Below are 20,061 nucleotides of genomic sequence, written 5' to 3' on the forward strand. Positions count from 1 at the left end.
TTTTAATCCGGGAGAGGTTTTTATGGTAATTAAAAAAGTTAATCTTGAGACAGTAATAGGCATTACAAGTAAACTGCCACAGAATGATAAGCCGGAATTCGCATTTGCGGGGAAAAGTAATGTAGGAAAATCATCGCTGATAAACGGCCTTATGAATCGTAAGCATTATGCGCGCGTAAGTCAGGAACCCGGAAAAACTCAGACTATTAACTACTACAACATAAATAATGAGTTCTATCTGGTGGATCTTCCGGGATACGGCTTTGCAAAGGTTCCTGATTCTGTGAAAAAGCAATGGGGAAAGATGATAGAAAACTATCTGCATAAATCTGTTATGCTAAAGCAGGTTTTTCTTCTGATAGACATCAGACATGAACCCTCTGCAAATGATAAGATGATGTATGACTGGATTGTTTCACAGGGTGTTAATCCTATCATTATTGCCACTAAATCAGATAAGATCAAACCTAGTCAGCATGAGAAGCACATTAAGATGATAAAGAACACACTGGGGATGCCTGAAGAGGGTATGGTACTTCCTTTCTCAGCACAGAGTAAGGCCGGAAGAGAGGAAATCTATGATCTGATGGACAGACTTCTAGAGGAATGCAGAGCGGAGGAAGAGGGCTCTGATGAAGAGCGCTCTGAGGAGGAAACCCAGTAACAATTTCTGATAATTTAATACTACATGAAAAGGTGACTGATATGGGATTTTTTGTAAGACTTAAAAAGAATATTCTGGTGGATGCGATAGCGCTTTTGGTAGTTGGACTGGTACTTATATTTCTTCCGGGAACATCTCTCAATATCCTTACAAAGGTTATTGGAGCGGTGGTACTTGCGGCAGGAGTCATATCTGTACTTACAGGAATAGCATCCAAGAATCAGAATGTACTTACGAAGAACAGCTCTGTGGGATTTGGGCTTGTCATAGCTGTGGTTGGTGTCTGGATCCTGATAAATCCGGAATTCTTCGAGGCAATTATACCTGTTATAGCCGGTGTGATCATGCTTTTTAGCGGACTTATGAACCTGGGCGAGACATTGAGCCTTGGGAGAAACAGCTATAAAAACTGGTGGGTTGCGCTTATTCTCGCTGCGGTTACAATTGCGGCAGGTGCTTTCCTTGTTTTCAACCCGATAACCATGGTCAAATATGTGGTTCAGATAATAGGGGCGGCTCTTGCTTACAACGGAGCTTCAAATCTCTGGATCATATCCAGGATTCACAAGGTTGATAAGGTGAACAATAAAGAGATAATTGATGTGGATAGCGTTGAGGTTGAACCTCATACAGAGGTGAGAAAACAGATCATAGATGTGGAAAGCAGGGATTTGGATAATTGATATCCTGTTTAAACTCTGAAAATGAATGGGAACCTGTAAGACAAAATTACATGTCTTGCAGGTTTTTTTGCATTAAAAAATTATTAGCACTCTCTATTGACGAGTGCTAATAATCGTGTTATAACAGTTGTAGAACAGTAGAAAACTACCAAGCCCGTAAGAGAGGTGATAGTTATGAAAATAGACAGATTTACACAAAAATCAATCGAAGCAATACAGAATATGGAGAAGGTTGCACTTGACTACGGCAACCAGGAAATAGAACAGGAGCACCTTTTATATAGCCTGTTGACCATAGAGGATAGCATTATTTCCAAGCTAATAGAGAAGATGGGAATAGACACTAATGTGTTTCTTTCAAGGGTTGATGAGGCTTTGAAAAAGAGAACCAAGGTTCAGGGAGGAAGTCCTTATGTGGGAGCAGATCTTAATAAGATTCTTCTTAAGAGTGAGGACGAGATGAAGGCTATGGGTGATGAATATGTGTCTGTTGAGCACATTTTCCTCGCAATGCTTCATTATCCGAATCGTGAGATGATAAACATTTTCCAGGCCTTTGGAATAGACCGAAACAGATTTCTTCAGGCACTGTCAGAGGTCAGGGGGAACCAGAAAGTAACTTCGGATAATCCCGAGGCTACCTATGATACTCTTGAAAAATATGGAACAGAGCTTGTTGCTAAGGCTAAGGCACAGAAACTGGAGCCTGTTATCGGAAGAGATGCTGAGATCAGAAATGTTATCAGGATTCTTTCCAGAAAGACCAAGAATAACCCGGTTTTGATAGGTGAACCCGGCGTAGGTAAGACAGCGGTTGTTGAGGCTCTTGCGCAGAGAATTGCTGAAGGAGATGTGCCTGAGAATCTTAAGGATAAGAAAATCTTTTCACTGGATATGGGCTCACTTGTAGCAGGAGCTAAGTATCGAGGAGAATTCGAGGAGAGACTTAAGGCTGTACTCCAGGATGTCAAGGAATCAGACGGAGAGATCATACTTTTCATAGATGAGCTTCATACTATTGTTGGCGCGGGAAAAACAGACGGTGCTTTGGATGCAGGAAATATGCTAAAGCCCATGCTTGCAAGGGGAGAACTTCACTGCATAGGCGCCACCACCCTTAATGAATACAGACAGTATATTGAGAAGGATGCAGCTCTGGAGAGACGCTTTCAGCCTGTAATGGTTTCTGAGCCCACAGTTGAGGACACTATAAGTATTCTAAGAGGTCTGAAGGATCGCTATGAGGTATATCACGGTGTAAAGATCATGGACTCGGCATTAGTCAGTGCAGCTACTTTGAGTAACAGATATATCTCAGACAGATTCCTGCCGGATAAAGCGATTGACCTTGTGGACGAGGCCTGCGCACTGATAAAGACCGAGATGGATTCAATGCCTGCAGAGCTTGATGAGATGAACAGAAAAATCATGCAGATGCAGATAGAGGAGACGGCGCTGAAAAAGGAAGATGATTCACTGAGTAAGGAGAGACTGGAAAATCTTCAGAAGGAGCTTGCTGAATTAAAGGCGGATTTTGATAATCAGAAGGCACAGTGGACCAATGAAAAAGAGGCTGTAGACAGGTTGGCTATAATTCGTGAGGAGATTGAGAGTGCTAACAGTGAGCTTGCAATTGCCCAGAGGAAGGGTGATTTTGAGAAGGCCAGTGAGCTTCAATATGGCAGGATTCCGGAATTGAAGAAACAGTTGGAGGAAGAAGAGCAGAAGGTCGGCGCGAAAGATATGTCACTTGTACATGAGCGTGTGTCTGATGAAGAGATAGCAAGAATAATATCGCGTTGGACCGGTATTCCTGTAGCCAAGCTTACTGAGAGCGAGAGAAATAAGACTCTTCACTTAGAGGATGAGCTTCATAAGAGAGTGATTGGACAGGATGAAGCTGTTACCAAGGTTTCAGAGGCGATTATGCGCTCGAAGGCAGGGATAAAGGATCCCGGCAAACCGATAGGCTCATTTATGTTCCTCGGACCTACAGGTGTTGGCAAGACTGAGCTTGCAAAGAGTCTAGCGGCAGCACTTTTTGATGATGAGAACAACATCGTCCGTATCGATATGAGTGAGTACATGGAGAAATACAGCGTGTCCAGGCTTATAGGAGCACCGCCCGGATATGTGGGCTATGAGGAAGGTGGCCAGCTAACTGAGGCTGTAAGAAGAAAACCCTATGCGGTGGTACTTTTTGATGAGGTGGAAAAAGCACATCCGGATGTATTCAATGTTCTTCTTCAGATACTTGATGATGGACGTGTGACTGACTCTCAGGGCAGAACTGTCGACTTTAAGAACACAATACTTATAATGACTTCCAATATCGGTGCACCTTATCTTCTTGATGGTATCCTGGAGGATGGCACTATCAGCAAAGAAGCAGAGGATATGACGATGAATGAGCTCCATGCCCGCTTCAGACCGGAGTTCTTAAACAGATTGGATGAGATGATTCTGTTTAAACCTCTTACAAGAGATAATATCAGTGGTATTGTGAAGCTGATTATTGATGATCTAAATAACAGACTTGCAGACAGAGAGATCAGTATAAGGCTCACACCTGCTGCTGAGCAGTTTGTAGCAGATAATGCATATGATCCAAACTATGGTGCAAGGCCGGTTAAGAGATATGTACAGAAGTATGTGGAAACATTGTCTGCAAAGCTTATACTTGAGGATAAGGTTATGCCTCATGATACAATAGAGATAGATGTGGAGGGCGATGCTTTGGTGGCTCGCCCTGTGAAACAATAACAGATAAGGAGCAAAAATGATACCAAAGGACCCTGTTATATTACTTAGCTACATAAACACGCAACTTCGAGACAATTACAAGGATCTTGAAAGTCTGGCTGACGGACTGGATATAAGCAGTGATGAACTATCCTCAATTGTGAGTAAACTAGAGGGCATCGGCTACAAATACAGTGAGGAAAAAAACTCTTTCCTGTAAATATTATCAATTAAAACTACTTCCCACATCCTAATCCTCTACGAGCTCCATTTTTTCTGTGCTCGCAGGATATTTGGATGTGGGAAGTTAAGTTATAGATACTTTTACAGACCTGTAATACCATGAATAATGCGTATTTCCTTATGTATTGCTATAAAAATCCACATGAAGTATAATATATAGTGTGAAAGTACAAGTTGTAGTGGGTTGGGGAGTTTAAAATAGTGGTACCATCTATTGATATTCATTGCCATATATTGCCCGGCGTGGATGATGGCTCGCCTGATGTGGATACCAGTCTTGCTATGCTGAAGACCGCGATTTCTGAAGGCACCAAGGGTATGATTCTTACGCCGCATCACAAGCCTATGCATCATAATGTGCGACCGGATCATCTGATTGAGTACACTGCTCAGCTTATGGACAGGGCTAATGCAAAAGGCATTGACGTTCAACTTTTCCCCGGAAATGAAATATACTACAGCGATTCTGCTGTGAGAGAACTTGAAAGTGGCAGAGCATCCACCCTTGCCGGATCGGATTATGTACTTATAGAGTTCCATCCCACAGATATGTATAAGACCATACATAACGCTTTATATACTGTCCAGTCCTCAGGCTACAGGCCTATACTTGCTCATGTTGAGCGATATGCTGATATGGCAAGACATGTGAAGTACGTTGACGAGCTGCTGGATATGGGAATATATATACAGGTTAACGCAAATAGCGTTATGGGTAAGTATGGACTTGGGATAAGACATTTTACCAGAGAACTTATTAAGCGCGATATGGTGCATTTTGTTGCTACAGATGCCCACGACAACGGCTCAAGAGCCCCACATCTTCTGGATTGCAGAGATTTTGTGGAGAGCAGATTGGGAGAAGATTTCGCATTGAGGATTTTTCATGATAATGCGATGAAGGTGCTTAGAAACGAGGTAATATAAAACTTTATCAATAAAGCATTGAAGTTTAGGGACTTTGATGCGAGCTTATGGGGATAATGCTTACATAGTATGAGGGGTGTATGGGAAAAGATGATGTAATTGAAATTAATTTGGGAGAATTATTCGCAGTCCTGCTGGGGAAAGCATGGCTTATCTTGAGCGCGGGAGTGTTCTTTGCACTGCTGTGTCTTTTTGTCAGTAAATTCGTACTGACTCCTTTGTATTCCTCTACTACAAAAATTTATATATTGAACAAAGAAGAAGGCGCGACTGTAACCTATTCCGATGTGCAGATATCAACGCAGCTGACACAGGATTATGCTCAGCTGATCAAGAGCAGATATGTGCTTGAAGAGGTTATTCAGACGCTGCATCTCGATATGGAATATGACGAGTTCAACGATTTGGTATCTATCAGCACACCTGATGATACTCGCATCGTTGCAATAACAGTAAGGGATTCGGATCCTATGATGGCTATGAAAGAAGCCAACTGTGTGCGGGAAGTTGCCTCCAAGCACATCCAGAATGTTATGGATATCGATGCCATTAACGTTGCAGAGCTTGCAAATATGCCTACAGAAAAATACAGTCCGAGCCCTAAAAGATGGACAATGATCGGTGGAATTGCCGCAGTTATAGTTGTATCTGCAGTAATAATCCTTAACTATCTGATGGATGATACCATTAAGTCCAGCGACGATGTTGAAGCCTACTTGGGACTTAGCACACTTGCCATGATACCGGCGATTTCAGATGAACAGAACGGCAAGAGAAAACACAGCAGACCAAAGAGTAAGAATACTGCATGAAAATAGTAGCTATGCTTTACCATCACGAATGCAATTGACAGAGTATGAGGGGAATATATGCAGCAGACCACTTTACATTTTAGTGAATCTGAGAATAACTACCAGATCAAGGAAGCCTACAAAACGCTTAGAAGTAACGTAGAGTTCAGCGGACAGGACATGAGAGCAATCTCCATTACCAGCTGTACACCAGGAGAGGGCAAGTCCAGCGTATCTATGGCACTGGCAAGGGCATTTGCGGAAGCCGGAAAGAAGACTGTTCTGGTGGATGCTGATATGAGAAAGTCCGTAATGGTCGGAAGATATAAGACAGGATCGGTCAGGCTTGGACTTACTCATTGCCTTGTTGGAAGAGAGAAACTCTCAAACGTAATTTGTGAGACCGATACACCGAATCTGTATGTTATCTTTTCAGGCCCTATACCACCTAATCCAAGTGAGCTTTTGGGAGGTCAGATATTCAGTAAGATCCTGGATAATATGAAAAATGTCTTCGATTATATAATCATAGACACTCCGCCGCTTGGAAGTGTTATTGATGCCGCTGTTATTGCAAAACAGTGTGATGGAACGGTGATGGTCATAGAGGACAATGCCATAAGTTACAGGTTTGCCCAGAGAGTTAAGGGACAGCTTGATAAGGCAGGAGCAAAGGTTATCGGAGCTGTGCTCAACAAGGTGGATATGACTGGCGGTGTCTATGGGCATTATGGTAAATACTATGGCAGATATTACGGTAAGTATTACGGAAGATATTATGGAAAAGAGGATAATTCCGATAACGGAAGCATGACCGGAGGAAATCCCAAGAGGACCCTACAACCTCAAAAGGCTGCAGAGAGAACTGCACAAAAACCGTCGGGGACAAAGGGAAATCTTGATGAACTTGATTACATTGATGGAGTTGTCAGAAAGGATTGAGGGAGCTTTAAGTGAAAAGCAATATACTGGCATTCTTTTTTACAATCGGAAGCATAGTGATGGCTGTATTCATTGTCTGGTTTTATAACATGTCAGACAGAGCCGAGCCTGAGATGAGATTCACTTCCTACGACCTTACCTATAACGCGGACACTAAGGAACAGGATCTTTTGAATGGCGTCATGGCTTATGATGCAGTGGATGGTGATATCACGGACAGGATAGTTGTTGAGAAGACAATATTCAACGAGGAGCAGAGTGCTGCTGTGGTTTATTATGCTGTCAGCGACAAGGCAGGAAATGTTACAAAGCAGTCAAGAATTTTTAATGCGGATATAGAGAGCATCAGAGGCCGCTCAGATGAATACATGACCGGTGCTGATGGCTATGGAGTATTTGAAAATGCAGGGACAAGCTCCGGCTCAGAGGGATTTGATACGGAAGCTTTTTCAAACGGTTTTAATACAGAAGGATTTGGTGATACAGAAGGCTTTACAGAGGGAGAAGGTTCCGAAGGAAACGAAGGGGCAGAGAACTCGGGGGCAGGATCTGCCGAGGGCAGCAGCCAGGAGGTCGATGCTACAGGTAACTGATATATGAGGAATGGCGTTAATAAAATTCTACTCATATGGTGCATAGTGGTGACACTTATTTTAGTTGCTCTTGGAGCTTTTGAAGTTACAAGGGTGATTGGTAAGTCCGGCCTTTTTGCAAAAAATGCCAAGAGTGCACCTGTTACCACAAGTACTGAGGTACTGACTCAGGCTGAGAATGCCATGCAGTGGCAGGACGACTGGGTTAAGCATGATGGCATAATATACGACTATAACGAGGATATAATGACATTCCTCGTAATGGGAATAGATAAAAAAGATGAAGAAGTGACTCCGGTTTATGGCGAGATAAATGGCGGCCAGGCGGATGCACTTTTTTTGCTTGTTTTCAATCCACATGATAAGACGACAAAAGTCATAGGTATAAACAGAAATACCATGACAGACGTGGAAATGTATGATGAGTATGGAAATTATATCGATACTATCAAGGCTCAGATTGCAGTTCAGCATGGTTTTGGAGACGGCGTGGAAGGATCCTGTGAGCTTGAGGAGAGAGCCGTCAGCAATCTGTTTTATCAGCTGCCCATACATGGATATGCTGCAATAAACATGAGTGCCATAGAAACAATAAATGATGCGGTTGGTGGAGTAGACCTGATACCGACGGATGATTTTTCAAGTGGAAAGTACAGCTTTAAGGCAGGGGAAGAAACGCATCTTGACGGTGATGCTGCTTTTGCTTTTTTACGAAGCAGAGATATGACGCAGATTGGTTCCGCGGATAAGCGCCTTGCAAGGCAAAAAATCTATCTTAATGCTTTCATGCAAAAGGTAAAGGAACAGACCATAACTCAGCCTACACTTGCAGTGGATATTTACAAAGCAATAAGTAAGCAGATGGTAACAGATGTATCTGCGGATCAGCTTTCATATATTGCATCAACTGTTGCGGGTTATGATTTCGATGAAAACAGTTTAAAGCTTCTTGAGGGAAAAACTCAGCTTGGGGAAGAGTACGAGGAATTCTATCCTGATCAGGATGAACTATATAAACTGTTCCTTGATACTTTTTATGAAAAAGTAGATATACAGGGGTAAAGGAAAGAGATTTATGTGTCGATATAAAGAATGGACAGCTTATAAATTGCTTAAAGACGGGGGAATATTTCTGGTTGGTATGACCATGGCGGCAGTTCTTGCGTCATGTGGAAATCAGACAGTGTCGTCAAATTCCGGTAGCAGCGGAACAATGGAAGAGACTGCTTCGGATAATTCGGTGGATTTTAGTAAGCTGACAGCTACTAATCCGGATATTTTTGCGTGGATTTATGTGCCCGGGACAGGGATAGATTATCCTGTAGCACAGAACATGGATGGGGATGATTCCTATTACCTTAGCCACGATTGCACAGGTATAAAAACAGATAAAAACGGTGGAATTTTCATTGAGTCCTATAACCTTATGGATATGTGTGACTTCAACACTGTGATCCACGGAGCTACGACTAAGAAAGGAGACCTGTTCTCCGAACTGTGGAACTTTGCGGATGAGAAGTTTTTTGATGAGCATGACAGATTCCTGATAATACTTCCGGACAATGTGCTGACTTATGAGGTGTGGACAGCATATCAAAGAGATAATACCAATGTATTTATGCAGTACGATTTTACTGATGAAGCAGGATGCAGGCAGTATCTGGATGATATGAAAAAAAACTGGAATACCAAGACAAACTTCCGTGATGGTTGGGAACAGGGAGTTGATCCTGATAACTTTATTGTCACACTGACGACAGTTGATCCTGACAATCCTGATAAACAGTGGGTTGTTGTGGGGTGTATGATAGGCGATGCGGCAGGAAAAATAGATAGGGATACCTCCGCACCTTAAGGTTAGACGGCTTAAAATCTGGATTAATCGTTATTAAGTAAATTAATCGTTAGTGTTTATGCTGATTTTATAATTATTTAATTAGTTAGTTTGTCGGATTTTTGATAAAATATAATCAAGGTTATTCTTATGAGTTATGCGTGAAAGCGCAGAAAGGGGAACTGTTATGAGAAAGATGACGGCAGTTGCATTAGCGTTGGTGGGAGTTATGACATTATCAATTCCGGCTAAGGCGGACAATTATTATATTTATTCGCCTAAGGCAGATGCCATTAAGATAACTTATGATAATCGAACAACCACATATGACTATAGCAATCATAGCGTGACTAATAACAATAATTACAATTATAAGATTACAATTAAATCTAATGGTAATAAGACTCCCAAGGTTACAATTAAGCCCGGCGGAAGCGGAGGCGGAAACGGTGGAAATGTAAGTGTTGCTGAGCCACCTTATTATCATACCATTACAAAGGCTCCCGGGCTTGACTGTGTAAATGCCGTAGGACAGGGCGGAAAGCTCGTTATCTGTGGCGTTAAGACAAGAGCAACCTTCGTTATGAGAGAGACCACCAGCGGAAAGGTTGCTTCAGCTAAGGTTCTTGCAGCACAGATTGGCGGAAGCGTTAAAAACGTGGTTGAGACTTATGCTCCGGGTGTCAGATTCAGTAAAGCGCAGGTAGACTTTAAGGTGTACGGAGCTCACGACGGCGACATCTACAAGGTTTATCAGATGGGACCAAACGGAACCTGGCAGGAGGTTCAGGTCGATGAGACAAGAGAAGGACATGTTATCTGTACAGTTTATAAGACAGGCACTTTCGCCTTTATAAAGATGAATTGATCATCCTGGAGATGACCATATAGAGTTATAGATTCTTGTGGATATTTTTCGCTTTTGGCCACAAGAAGTCATATATTTCTGAACATGTTTTGGGATATTTGTTCAGAAAACAAAGGACAGTATATAGCTCAAGGAAGAGCAAAAGCTCTGGTGAGAAAGGCGCCGGTTTTTCTTAGGCGTATGAGGGGAACAATTTGAAGAGCAAAAGAGTAACGCATACTGCGAAGTTCTTTGTGATGCTTTGGAATATTGGACTGTTTGCATATATCTGGTGTATGTATTACAACCAAAACGCGTTTCAGACGTATTATGTGCTTGGCGGTATTATCTCGATAATTGTATACGTTTTTATTTATAACGGATTATGCAATCTGTATAATGCTTTCAGAATTGCTTCTTCTTCAATTGCGGAGATGGTTTTGTCCCAAACTATTTCGTTTGGAATAGCAGATCTGATTCTTTATGTGGAATGTAATCTGATTCGCAACAGGTATACGAGCTTTATTCCCGGTGCGATAATTGCTGCAATGCAGATTATAGGGACGACAGTTATAATAATCTTTTCAAAAAGATACTTTATGAATTGTGTTACTCCGCAGAAAACACTTTTGCTTATAGGAAGCTGGGTATCAAGGGAAGAAGCTTCCAGATTTGAAGAGCGATTATTAAAGAAGTATAGCCATTTATTCGATTTTAGATATGTTGAATATGAGTCGATTGCTTCAAAAGCGTTTGAAGAAAAATTAGCAGAATGTTGTACGGTTATCATGTATGGTCTATCTGTAGAACAAAGAAGAGTGTACATGCAGAAATGCATAGATGAGCATAAGAATTTTTATTTCACTCCGAGAATAGAGGATATAATTCTTCAGGGCTGTTCCACAAGACATCTTCTTGATACGCCGCTTATGAAATATGATTATGTTTATGAGGATCATAAGAGGCTGAATGCAAAAAGAATATTTGATGTATGCTTTGGCATTCTTTTTACTGTTGGATTTGCTCCGGTTATGCTTCTCATAGCGATGGCTATAAAAATAGAGGATGGAGGACCGGTTTTCTTTAAACAAAAGAGATGCACTAAGGATGGAGAAGTGTTCGAAATCCTGAAATTCCGAAGCATGATAGTTAATGCAGAGGCTATGGGTGTACAACCAACAATCAGCTTTGATCCAAGAATTACAAGAGTTGGCAGGGTTATCAGAAGATACAGGCTGGATGAACTTCCTCAAGTATTTAACATTTTATCAGGGGAGATGAGCTTTGTTGGCCCAAGGCCTGAGAGAGTTGAGCACGTTGATATTTACTGTAAAGAACTTCCTGAGTTTAAATACCGTATGAAGGTTAAGGCCGGACTTACGGGATATGCACAGATATTCGGGAAGTATAACTCATCAGCTTTTGATAAACTTAGGCTGGATCTTTTGTATATAGAGAATCAGTCACTTGGACTTGATCTGAGACTTATTATGCTGACAGTAAAAGTTATGTTCCAAGGTGAAAGTACGGAAGGCTTTGAAAAAGAAATGGTAAGACTTATGAATAGACGAGCCAGAAGAGTTGGATAAATGATTGTTAGATGTAATTGCAAGCTCCTTTGTGTTAGCGAAGGAGCTTTTATTGTATCATAGGAAAATGCTTTCCTATGATACAAAAACGCTCCGCGAGGATGCGCACTCGCGCGAAAGGAATATGTTGCATTCTGCAACCGCGCTCGGCGCGAGAATGTCGCAAGCGACATTCTTTTTTATGTCCGGATTTTCTTATTTGGGAAAATGATATATGTGAAAAGATTTTCATTTTTTAATTGAGAATTTATTTGAACATGATTTGTATAGACCATATAATTAATTCAATTAGGACTTTAATTTTTGTATAAAAGGTAGGGATTTGATTATGAAAAATATAGTATTGGGACGTACCGGCATAAGCGTTCCGCAAAATGGATTTGGTGCCCTTCCGATTCAAAGAGTATCATTGGAGGAGGCGGTAAAACTCCTTAGAAAAGCATACGATGGAGGCATGCGATTTTTTGATACCGCAAGAGCGTATAGCGACAGCGAAGAGAAGGTGGGAGCTGCCTTTGGAGATGGATATGTAAAAAGAGAGGATATAATAATTGCTACTAAGACAGGGGCAAAAACTCCTGAAGAATTCTGGCAGCATCTGGAGACCTCACTGGAGAAGCTAAAGACTGACTATATTGATATTTATCAGTTCCATCTTATGGGACAGTGCTGGAAACCGGGTGATGGGACAGGCATGTATGAGTGCATGCTTGAGGCGAAAAAACAGGGCAAGATAAGACATATTGGCGGAACAGCACACAAGGTTGGAGTAGCAAAAGAGATTGCAGAATCAGGACTTTACGAGACACTCCAGTATCCCTTCAGCTATCTTGCAGATGATAAAGAGAAAGAACTTGTTAAAATCTGTAATGAGAATAATGTTGGCTTTATCTGTATGAAAGGCCTGGCAGGTGGGCTTATAACCCATTCCGAGGCTGCTATGGCATTTGTAAGCCAGTTTGACGGTGCTGTACCGATCTGGGGAATTCAAAGAGAAAAAGAGCTTGATGAGTGGCTGTCATTTATGGATAAAACGCCTGTGATGACAGATGAAATCAAGGCATTTATCGAGAGTGAAAGAAAAGAGCTCATGGGCAATTTCTGCAGAGGATGCGGGTATTGCATGCCATGTACTGTGGGAATTCAGATCAATCAGTGCAACAGAATGTCACTGATGCTAAGACGTGCTCCCAGTAAGAGCTGGCTCTCTGACCACTGGCAGGCAGAGATGAACAAGATTGAGGACTGCGTAAGATGCGGCGCGTGTCTTTCAAAATGTCCTTATGAGTTACAAATACCTGATCTTCTTGTGAAAAATCTTGAGGATTATAGGGAAGTGCTGGCCGGTAACAGGACAGTGTGAATATTATGATAGTTAAAGGCTAATTCCGGTAAAATGTAGGAATTAGCCTTCATATTTGTGTTGGAAAGGGTCACATTGACAAAGATTATTTTTAATGCTTTATGCCATTGTCATCTAACAGTTTTGTCAGACGTTCTATTTCATCTTTTTGATGATCTATAAGCTCTTTTTGGAATTTTTCATGTGCAATCGCATCCTCTCTGGCGCGGCACTGCTCCTGTATAGCAAAGTCTGAGTTGGATAAATAAATGGATTCGGCTGTGGATTTCATTGAAGGATTGTCTTCTGCGATCATTTGTATTTCCTCCCATGTAGTTGCTTTAAAAAGCTTTGCCCAGCTATCAATACCGAGGCGCTTATCATAATCAGATGCAAGATTGATGTTATTTAATTCTATCACATAAAGATTGAACTTGTCAGTATACAGGTACCCATCCTGCGCATTCCTTATCTGATATTTGGCAAAGAACTCAGGGTGATTTTCAAAAAGAGTATAGTCAAGAAAACCAATATGGTACACAGGTTTTACGGTGGAATAATCCTTGCCACGGCTGACATTATCAAAGCGTCTGCACAAATATGAAAGAGACCTCTCAGGCCAGTTATTGTAGTTTACGACCTGCATCTCTAGATTGATATAAGTATTGCCATTTAGCAGAACCATTATATCAAGCTGATACTCTTTGTTATTAATTGCAGCGCCGGGTTCAATTACATTTTCTATTTTTACATCGAGTATCATGTGCAGAGGAATATCAAGCACACAGCTGATAAGATTGGTCAGAGTATTCTTGTCTCGTTGCAAAACCATTCTGAACATATAGTCATTGGTCATATTATATTTTATTTCTCCGGTAGCGTTCATATACTGATATTGAACGTTGGAGTCAGTAGTTATTTCTTCAGATAGCATAAAATCTCCTTAGTAATTATTTGTTTTAGTCCATTATTGTGCACAAATAATATTTAATGGGAAATCCGAATGAATGATTTCAATCGGAGGCATCAGAAATGATGCTTAAGTAAAATAACACATTTAAAATCATAATGCAAGTGTTAAAAACAAAAATTAAACACAATGTGAGATGTTTAAGATTTGTTGAAGACATTCTTAAGAATATATTAAGGCACTTGTTTTCACTTTTGAAAAGTGATATTTTCATACTCACGTCAATTCTTGACGAGGTCTGCCGTTAGACAAATGGCAGAAGATATCCCAGGATATTTTTTACATTGTTATATAACAGAAAAAATTAGTACAGGAGGATTTTATTTATATGAATATTGAAGCAGCCAGGAAGAGTGGGCGTATGGCTGTAACTATTGTTTTTGCGGGAGTTTTATCTCTATACATATTGGTTATGACGACTACCACAGTGCATGCTCAAAATTGCATGCACGATGAATATGAATGGGTTAGTGTGATTAAACCAACCTGCAGCAGATTTGGTAAAGATATAAGGATATGCCAGGATTGTGAGGAAATTCTTGAAACAGAGATTATTCCCAAGCTTGATCACAAATGCAAATGGGAAAGAACCAAAGAACCAACATGCACTTTGCCGGGGGTGAAATCCTACATATGCAAAAACTGTAGCGAGGTAATAGAAACAGAAGAGATACCGGCAAAAGGCCATAGATTTGCGAGAGCTAAAACGCAAAGTGCAACATGCAAATCGCCAAAGATAACTGAAAGAACATGCAGTGTTTGCGGCTTTACTACGTCGGAGCAATCAGGCAGCAGGTTAGAACACAGATATAAATGGAAGGTGACAAGGGCAGCCACCTGCGCAGATGAGGGCATAAAAACCGGTACCTGCACAATGTGCAATGCCACAAAGACAGAATCTATCCCTCCCACAGGTAAACATAAATATGGAGACTGGTCAGTTAAGTCTGTTAAGGTAAAAGGTAAAAAAATTAAGGTGGTTCAGGAGCGTTCATGCAAGACTTGTGGTAGAAACACCAGGGAAGCATCGGGCACAACGGCATCCTTTCGCGGCAAACATGACAATGGAAAATACTATTACAAACACACTAAGAAAACCGGCAGAATAGTAATCCTTTGCTCTGAGTGCCACCAGTCTGTAAGCGGCAAAATATCAGGTGGGACTATATCCTTTACGCGGCCTAAAAAGGATAATTCGAAGGTATCATCGAAAGCTTGGAGGAGAGTGAAAAAGTAGATATGTAATGGCTCATGCGGTGGTATTTTGCTGCTGCATGGGCTAAAATTAGGAGGTAAGGACATACTTGTCAGAAGAAATTGTTACAACAAATAATAAACATAAAGACAGATTATTTAGAAAACTATTTGGTAGTGAAGAAAATAAGGTTTACGCACTGGAATTATATAATGCAGTAGCTGGGACTGACTATACAGATTTAGATGCATTAGAATTTAACACGATGGAAGACACAGTGTACATGAAAATGAAGAATGACGTGTCATTTCTTTTTCAAGCAGAAATAAATCTGTGGGAGCATCAAAGTACTATAAATAAGAATATGCCACTAAGAGGTTTCTTGTATCTGTCTAAACTGTATGGTAGCTATATAGAACTTAAAGGGCTTGATCTATATCAAAAAGACGTGCTTAAGTTACCAACGCCAAAGTATGTTGTTTTTTATAACGGTAATGATGTGTTACCGGATTATCAACAACTCAAACTGTCGGCAGCATTTGAAAAACCTGGGAGCTGTATAGAAATGACAGCAGATGTGTATAATGTGAATCAGGGGCATAACAAACAATTGCTAGATGGCTGCAAAGTATTGTCAGATTATTCAGAACTTATAGCGAGAGTTAGGACTAATGCAGAATCCATGGATGCGGATAAGGCTGTAGATGAAGCAATTAAAAGCTGCATTGAGGATGGAATACTTAAAGATTTCCTTTTAAAGCAAAGATCGGAGGCATATATGAGCATACTAACAGAATATAACGAAGAGTTACATCTTAGAAATGTGCGGAATGATGGATATGTTGAAGGGTTTAGTGAAGGAATTAAAGAAGGAATCGATAAACATCTGATTAAGCTGGTTTGCAAAAAGCTAATAAAGAGAAAAACTGTAGAAATAATAGCTGAGGAATTGGAGGAAGATATAACTACCATTCAGTCTATCTGTGATGTCGCTAAGGAATATGCACCGGGTTATGATGTCGATTCGATATATGTAGCTTTAAAGGAAAAAGCATAAGCTTATATGACAATGAGTAGAGTTTTTACCATGTGTGCTTGTTTTTTGGCTAGTATGTCATATGGATTAACATTATTTTACGTGATATTATTTTTGTACTAGTTAGTAAAATAATAGCTTGGAGGATACAGAATGAATACTGATGAAAAATTCGAAATTATACTAAATAAATTAGATACAATAGATGGCAGACTCGATGCAATGGATGGCAGACTCGATGTAATGGATGGCAGACTCGATGTAATGGACAGTAAGATATCTATTTTGGAGAAAGATATGAGTGATGTCAAAAGTGATGTTACAAGTATAAAACTCCAGATTGAAAATGAAATTGTTCCCAATACTCAGAGAGTTGCTGAAGGGCATCAGGATCTGCAAAGACATCTTGCAGAAGTGGTTACTTACAGATCTGAATACGAAACACTTGTGCTTAGAGTAAATCATCTTGAATCAGAGGTTGAGAAAATACAGAAGAAGATTTGCTGATTTTTCTTTTGGTGAGAATGATGAATTAAAATATATGACAGAAACGTCCAAATATAGATTATTTCAATGACAACACCCAGTATTTAGCGTATAATATCCCTATAGAGCAGAGGGGCTCTATGGGGATTTTTCTTATGAGAAGCACTTGAAAGGATAAGTGCATAAACTTTATGAAAAGAGTTTATATTGGGGAGCATAAATAACGATTAATTGAGCGGCAGCGCGTTGTGATGCTTCATGACGTGGCTGCCGTTGTTTATAATTCGGCTGTTGTCTAAGGTAAACAGAATGCAAACAGAAGATATATTGGTTTCAATTATTACACCTGTATTTAATGGGGAAAAGACAATTGCTAAAGCGATTGAGTCTGTTTTAAATCAAACTTATGAAAATATTGAATATATTGTTGTTGACGGAGCAAGCAATGACAATACTCTTGAAGTAATAGAAGCTTATCAGGATAGGTTTATGAATGGGAAAAAAATTAAGATCATATCCGAGCCAGACAGTGGGATGTATGAGGCGCTTAATAAGGGCATACATATAGCTCAGGGTTTACTTATAGGAAATATAAATGCTGATGATTGGTATGAGCCAACTGCTGTTGAAGAGATGGTGGATCTTTATAAAAGGAAAAGGTATGGAATAGCTTGGGCAAGTATAATGATCCATGGAAAAAATAGGATATATATTAAACGTGCAAAAATAGATAAGATATGGACAACCGCGCATTTTTGCCATCCAACAATGTTTGCACTTAAGGAGGTACTTATTGATTACCCATATCTAGAGAAGAATTTGGACGATGATTTTGATATGATTTTGCGCGCGAATAAGGGCGGAATAAGGATGTGTGTATCAAATAAGATTCTTGCTCATTATACGCTGGGAGGGATGAGCACTGAGAGAAGTATAAAAAACATGCTTTATAGAGTTTCTATGAAACGTAATACATATGCTAGAAATGGGTATAGTAGACTTTATTGGATATATTGTTTAAGTGTTGAAATAATAAAGTATTTTGCAAGGTGATAGTATGATGAATGATCTTACGGTGCTTATTCTTACTAAAAATGAGGAATTAAATATTGAAAAATGTATAAGATCATGCAGCAATGTGGCAAAGAGGCTTGTGATAGTCGATAGTTTTAGTGATGATAATACTGAGAAAATTTGTAAACGATTGGCTGAGGAGTTTAGGGAAAAAAATATAACTATTGATTTCTATGAGCATGAGTGGACGGATTATTCTACTCAGTTTAACTGGGGGTTGAATAATACATTGATTAGTACTAAGTGGGTTTTTCGGATTGATGCAGATGAGTATCTTACTCCAGAACTGATTAGTGAAATAAATACGCGATTAAAAAAAATAAAGTCAAATGTTTATGGAGTTGAAATCAAAAGACGTATCATATTTATGGGGAGATGGATAAGATTTGGTGGTATGTACCCTAGGTTTTTTTTAAGGATATTTCGATATGGTTATGGAGAATGTGAAAAGCGAAAAATGGATGAACATATTGTTGTTAAGGGCAATGCAATTATTAGGTTTAAAAATGACTTGGTGGATGAAAATAAAAAGGATTTGACGTGGTGGATAAATAAGCATAATGGATATAGCATTAGAGAAAAGGCAGATTATTTAGAATATAAAACGCGAAGGAAAGCAAAGACTAATGAAGTGGTAAATATGAGTTTTCAGGCAAAAATGATTAGGCTGTTAAAAGAAGGATGTTATTATAGATTACCTTTGTTAATGAGAGCTAAAATGTATTACCTAATAAGATATTATTTCATGTTAGGTTTTTTAGATGGGACTCAAGGGAAAATATATCATTTTCTACAAGCGTATTGGTATCGGTTTATTGTTGATGCAAAAGTATTTGAGGATAGTATTGAGAATCAGTAATACAAATAAAATAATATTGATACGGAAAGATTTGTCAGTGTTACTAATGTTTACTATTATGTTGGATAATAAGTAGGAATAGACAAGGGGAAAAGTTGAAGATACGAGTTAGTTCATTAGTTAGAATTTTAGAAATATACGCAATGCGTAGTGTTATTCATATATTGCATGTATTTAAACTTAAGAATAATAGAATTATTTTTAATAGTTATCGCGGTGAACAATACTCTTGTAGTCCTAAATATTTATCAGAATATTTAAATGATAAAAATGAAGGTTGGGAAATAATATGGGCTTTTAACCATCCTTACGATTACAAGTGGCTAAAAAAATGGGGGATCACAGCAGTAAAATATAATTCTTTAAAGCGTTTTTATTATGAAGCTACTGCATATGCAAGTATAAATAATGTGGGATCATTTTCATGGATTCCATTAAGAAAGGGTCAAATACATATTAATACATGGCATGGGGGAGGGTGCTATAAAAGGGTTGCATTAGGAGAATTAAAAAATGATGCTCTTTTTAAAAAGAGTTTGATAATGAATTCTGAGGAAACAACTCATTTTTTATCAAGTAGTCGTTTTTTTTCTGAAGAGATTATTCCTAATGAGTTTGGCTATTTTGGCAAAGTGGTCACGAGCGGTCTTCCAAGAAATGATGTTTTTTTTGATAAAAAAAAGGTAAGTTCAAATCGAGACAAAGTGATACAAGCGTATGGATTAAAAAGTGATGTATTTATTGTTTTGTATGCTCCTACATGGCGTTATGATGGAACTACAGAAATAGAGCATCCTGATTTTGAGATTATTATTTCTGAAGTTGTAGAGAAATATGGTAAGGAATGCGAAATAATAATAAGACCACATCCGTTATCTTATCTTTCTTGTAAAGGTTATATTGATGCATCTAAGTATCCTGATATGCAAGAATTATTATGCGCAGCCGATATGCTAATTACAGACTATTCTTCTTGTATTTGGGATTATGCATTACTTTTACGGCCATGTATTTTATTCATACCAGATGAGGATAATTATTTAGCTAATAGAGGTTTGTACAAAAATATAAAAGAGTGGAGAATACCGATTGCCAATAGTAATGAGGAACTAATCAATTGCATAAAGAATTTATCAGATAAAGAAATGGCTGATGCTATGAAAGACCATTTGGATTTGCTTGGTTCTTTTGAAAATGGTAAAGCATCAGAAACTGTATACCGTATTTTACACAATAAATATTGA

Annotated in this window: 20 protein-coding genes; 19 read left to right on the top strand and 1 reads right to left on the bottom strand. The window is 39.3% G+C overall.

Annotated elements, in window-relative coordinates; all coding sequences use genetic code 11:
- Positions 1–22: 22 nt before the first annotated feature.
- The 13 genes from yihA (at position 23) to ACHCNF_RS14095 (ending at position 13,218) form a co-directional block, all read left to right on the top strand.
- Entirely contained in the window at positions 23–664 is a 642-nt protein-coding gene (gene yihA / locus ACHCNF_RS14035; protein ID WP_408070370.1) for a ribosome biogenesis GTP-binding protein YihA/YsxC, read from the top strand.
- 41 nt (positions 665–705) lie between these two features.
- Entirely contained in the window at positions 706–1,347 is a 642-nt protein-coding gene (locus tag ACHCNF_RS14040; protein ID WP_408070371.1) for an HdeD family acid-resistance protein, read from the top strand.
- Between the two features lie 174 nt (positions 1,348–1,521).
- Positions 1,522–4,110 (top strand): ATP-dependent chaperone ClpB, encoded by a 2,589-nt coding sequence (clpB, locus tag ACHCNF_RS14045; protein ID WP_408070372.1) that lies wholly within the window; start codon positions 1,522–1,524, stop codon positions 4,108–4,110.
- Positions 4,111–4,126: 16 nt separating this feature from the next.
- Positions 4,127–4,309 (top strand): DUF4250 domain-containing protein, encoded by a 183-nt coding sequence (locus tag ACHCNF_RS14050; RefSeq protein WP_408070373.1) that lies wholly within the window; start codon positions 4,127–4,129, stop codon positions 4,307–4,309.
- A 224-nt stretch (positions 4,310–4,533) separates the two neighbouring features.
- Positions 4,534–5,259, top strand: a complete 726-nt coding sequence (locus ACHCNF_RS14055) for a CpsB/CapC family capsule biosynthesis tyrosine phosphatase (protein ID WP_408070374.1) — start codon at positions 4,534–4,536, stop codon at positions 5,257–5,259.
- An 80-nt stretch (positions 5,260–5,339) separates the two neighbouring features.
- The gene (locus tag ACHCNF_RS14060; RefSeq protein ID WP_408070375.1) at positions 5,340–6,071 is read left to right on the top strand and encodes a YveK family protein; all 732 of its coding nucleotides are present in this window, start codon (positions 5,340–5,342) and stop codon (positions 6,069–6,071) included.
- Positions 6,072–6,128: 57 nt separating this feature from the next.
- Positions 6,129–6,992, top strand: a complete 864-nt coding sequence (locus ACHCNF_RS14065; RefSeq protein WP_408070376.1) for a polysaccharide biosynthesis tyrosine autokinase — start codon at positions 6,129–6,131, stop codon at positions 6,990–6,992.
- Between the two features lie 11 nt (positions 6,993–7,003).
- Positions 7,004–7,585: a hypothetical protein gene (locus tag ACHCNF_RS14070; RefSeq protein ID WP_408070377.1), complete on the top strand. Its 582-nt coding sequence runs from the start codon at positions 7,004–7,006 to the stop codon at positions 7,583–7,585.
- Positions 7,586–7,633: 48 nt separating this feature from the next.
- Positions 7,634–8,647, top strand: coding sequence for an LCP family protein (locus ACHCNF_RS14075; RefSeq protein ID WP_408070378.1), 1,014 nt, complete (start codon positions 7,634–7,636; stop codon positions 8,645–8,647).
- A gap of 13 nt (positions 8,648–8,660) precedes the next feature.
- Positions 8,661–9,440, top strand: coding sequence for a class B sortase (locus tag ACHCNF_RS14080; protein ID WP_408070379.1), 780 nt, complete (start codon positions 8,661–8,663; stop codon positions 9,438–9,440).
- A 166-nt stretch (positions 9,441–9,606) separates the two neighbouring features.
- Positions 9,607–10,287 carry a hypothetical protein gene (locus ACHCNF_RS14085; protein ID WP_408070380.1) on the top strand — a complete coding sequence of 227 codons (681 nt, stop codon included), beginning with the start codon at positions 9,607–9,609 and terminating at the stop codon, positions 10,285–10,287.
- 194 nt (positions 10,288–10,481) lie between these two features.
- The gene (locus tag ACHCNF_RS14090) at positions 10,482–11,855 is read left to right on the top strand and encodes a sugar transferase (RefSeq protein WP_408070381.1); all 1,374 of its coding nucleotides are present in this window, start codon (positions 10,482–10,484) and stop codon (positions 11,853–11,855) included.
- Between the two features lie 328 nt (positions 11,856–12,183).
- Complete coding sequence (locus ACHCNF_RS14095) at positions 12,184–13,218, top strand: aldo/keto reductase (protein ID WP_408070382.1); 1,035 nt, start codon at positions 12,184–12,186, stop codon at positions 13,216–13,218.
- Between the two features lie 91 nt (positions 13,219–13,309).
- Here ACHCNF_RS14095 and ACHCNF_RS14100 read toward each other — a convergent pair whose 3' ends face one another.
- The gene (locus ACHCNF_RS14100) at positions 13,310–14,131 is read right to left on the bottom strand and encodes an Rpn family recombination-promoting nuclease/putative transposase (RefSeq protein ID WP_408070383.1); all 822 of its coding nucleotides are present in this window, start codon (positions 14,129–14,131) and stop codon (positions 13,310–13,312) included.
- A gap of 364 nt (positions 14,132–14,495) precedes the next feature.
- Between ACHCNF_RS14100 and ACHCNF_RS14105 the strand changes: the two genes are divergently transcribed.
- The 6 genes from ACHCNF_RS14105 to ACHCNF_RS14130 all read left to right on the top strand — a co-directional run bounded on the left by ACHCNF_RS14105 (position 14,496) and on the right by ACHCNF_RS14130 (position 20,061).
- On the top strand, positions 14,496–15,404 hold the full coding sequence (locus ACHCNF_RS14105) for a hypothetical protein (protein WP_408070384.1): 909 nt from the start codon (positions 14,496–14,498) through the stop codon (positions 15,402–15,404).
- Between the two features lie 67 nt (positions 15,405–15,471).
- Complete coding sequence (locus ACHCNF_RS14110) at positions 15,472–16,419, top strand: RpnC/YadD family protein (protein ID WP_408070385.1); 948 nt, start codon at positions 15,472–15,474, stop codon at positions 16,417–16,419.
- Positions 16,420–16,551: 132 nt separating this feature from the next.
- Positions 16,552–16,905 (top strand): hypothetical protein, encoded by a 354-nt coding sequence (locus ACHCNF_RS14115; protein WP_408070386.1) that lies wholly within the window; start codon positions 16,552–16,554, stop codon positions 16,903–16,905.
- 288 nt (positions 16,906–17,193) lie between these two features.
- Positions 17,194–17,937, top strand: coding sequence for a glycosyltransferase family 2 protein (locus ACHCNF_RS14120; RefSeq protein ID WP_408070387.1), 744 nt, complete (start codon positions 17,194–17,196; stop codon positions 17,935–17,937).
- Between the two features lie 4 nt (positions 17,938–17,941).
- Positions 17,942–18,817, top strand: coding sequence for a glycosyltransferase family 2 protein (locus ACHCNF_RS14125; protein ID WP_408070388.1), 876 nt, complete (start codon positions 17,942–17,944; stop codon positions 18,815–18,817).
- A gap of 95 nt (positions 18,818–18,912) precedes the next feature.
- On the top strand, positions 18,913–20,061 hold the full coding sequence (locus tag ACHCNF_RS14130) for a CDP-glycerol glycerophosphotransferase family protein (protein ID WP_408070389.1): 1,149 nt from the start codon (positions 18,913–18,915) through the stop codon (positions 20,059–20,061).

This window comes from Butyrivibrio sp. NATIVEDY162 (assembly GCF_045999815.1).
Lineage (GTDB): Bacteria > Bacillota > Clostridia > Lachnospirales > Lachnospiraceae > Butyrivibrio.

Bases quoted from the DNA above. Each gene is read 5' to 3' on its own strand.
- yihA (WP_408070370.1), top strand. From the start codon at position 23: ATGGTAATTAAAAAAGTTAATCTTGAGACAGTAATAGGCATTACAAGT.
- ACHCNF_RS14040 (WP_408070371.1), top strand. From the start codon at position 706: ATGGGATTTTTTGTAAGACTTAAAAAGAATATTCTGGTGGATGCGATA.
- clpB (WP_408070372.1), top strand. From the start codon at position 1,522: ATGAAAATAGACAGATTTACACAAAAATCAATCGAAGCAATACAGAAT.
- ACHCNF_RS14050 (WP_408070373.1), top strand. From the start codon at position 4,127: ATGATACCAAAGGACCCTGTTATATTACTTAGCTACATAAACACGCAA.
- ACHCNF_RS14060 (WP_408070375.1), top strand. From the start codon at position 5,340: ATGGGAAAAGATGATGTAATTGAAATTAATTTGGGAGAATTATTCGCA.
- ACHCNF_RS14065 (WP_408070376.1), top strand. From the start codon at position 6,129: ATGCAGCAGACCACTTTACATTTTAGTGAATCTGAGAATAACTACCAG.
- ACHCNF_RS14080 (WP_408070379.1), top strand. From the start codon at position 8,661: ATGTGTCGATATAAAGAATGGACAGCTTATAAATTGCTTAAAGACGGG.
- ACHCNF_RS14085 (WP_408070380.1), top strand. From the start codon at position 9,607: ATGAGAAAGATGACGGCAGTTGCATTAGCGTTGGTGGGAGTTATGACA.
- ACHCNF_RS14095 (WP_408070382.1), top strand. From the start codon at position 12,184: ATGAAAAATATAGTATTGGGACGTACCGGCATAAGCGTTCCGCAAAAT.
- ACHCNF_RS14100 (WP_408070383.1), bottom strand. From the start codon at position 14,131: ATGCTATCTGAAGAAATAACTACTGACTCCAACGTTCAATATCAGTAT.
- ACHCNF_RS14105 (WP_408070384.1), top strand. From the start codon at position 14,496: ATGAATATTGAAGCAGCCAGGAAGAGTGGGCGTATGGCTGTAACTATT.
- ACHCNF_RS14115 (WP_408070386.1), top strand. From the start codon at position 16,552: ATGAATACTGATGAAAAATTCGAAATTATACTAAATAAATTAGATACA.
- ACHCNF_RS14120 (WP_408070387.1), top strand. From the start codon at position 17,194: ATGCAAACAGAAGATATATTGGTTTCAATTATTACACCTGTATTTAAT.
- ACHCNF_RS14125 (WP_408070388.1), top strand. From the start codon at position 17,942: ATGATGAATGATCTTACGGTGCTTATTCTTACTAAAAATGAGGAATTA.